The sequence below is a fragment of the Pseudomonas sp. EGD-AK9 genome (genome assembly GCF_000465935.2).
Classification (GTDB): Bacteria; Pseudomonadota; Gammaproteobacteria; order Pseudomonadales; family Pseudomonadaceae; genus Aquipseudomonas.
On the sequence record NZ_AVOF01000690.1, the window covers coordinates 1 to 866 of the forward strand.

General features: G+C 71.6%; 1 protein-coding gene and 1 pseudogene. One reads left to right on the forward strand and one right to left on the reverse strand.

Annotated features, from left to right (window positions below; translation table 11 throughout):
• A partial coding sequence (locus N878_RS22910; RefSeq protein ID WP_021445836.1) for a DUF3530 family protein occupies positions 1–462 on the forward strand: 462 nt, incomplete at its 5' end.
• Here N878_RS22910 and N878_RS22915 read toward each other — a convergent pair.
• A pseudogene (locus tag N878_RS22915) lies at positions 459–848 on the reverse strand (DnaJ domain-containing protein); the annotation flags it as partial. The gene N878_RS22910 and the pseudogene N878_RS22915 sit on opposite strands and share 4 nt — an antisense overlap.
• Between the last annotated feature and the right edge of the window lie 18 nt (positions 849–866).

Below are 866 nucleotides of genomic sequence, written 5' to 3' on the forward strand. Positions count from 1 at the left end.
CGCCGCAGCGCCCATGCGCAGCGGGTGATGGCGCGCATCGACGCCGGCATCGCCTTCGCCCGCCAGCAGCAGGCCAGCCGTATCGTCCTGCTCGGCCACGGCAGCGGCGCCTACTGGGCCGCCCAGTACCTGGCCGAACGCCAGCCGGAAGATATCCATAACCTACTGCTAGTGGCCGCCGCCGTACCGGCCGGCTTTTCCCCGCCGCTGGACGAGCTGGTGCCGCAACTCGAACTGGCCACCGGCGACTTCTATTACAAGGACCAGGCCGGCGACCGCCAGGCCGCGCTCAGGCGCCTGCAGGCCAGCAAGAGGGTCAAGCACCCGACCTACGTGCAGGTGGCGATGAAGGCCCTGCCGGGCAATCGCGGCGTCGAGCAGGAACAACTGTATCGCCGCCTGCGCGGCTGGCTGAGCCTGAATATCCGCGCCGCGGCGCCGAGCGCGATGAGCGGCGGCTAACGCCAGCCACGCCGCTCGCGAATCAGCGCATAGGCCTGGTGCAGCTGGCGGGTGGTTTCGGTGGCTTCGCGCAGGCGCGCAGGCGACGCCCCGGCACCAGCCAGCTTGTCCGGATGGTGTCGACTGAGCAGACGGCGATAGGCGCGCTTGACCTGCTCGGGCTCGCTGTCCGCCGCCACCCCCAGCAGCCGCAACGCCTCCTTGTAGCTGCCGCCGGTGGCCACCGGCGGCTGACTGCGCCGCGGCGCGTACTCCTCGCCCAGGGCCTCCAGGCGAGCACCGTTCCAGCCCAGCCATTTGCCCCACAGCAGCATCAGCTCGTGCTCCGCCGCGCCGACCCGACCGTCGACCCAGGCCATGCGCCAGCAGGCGCGCAACAGGGCCTCGCCGCGCTAGGCCTGGCG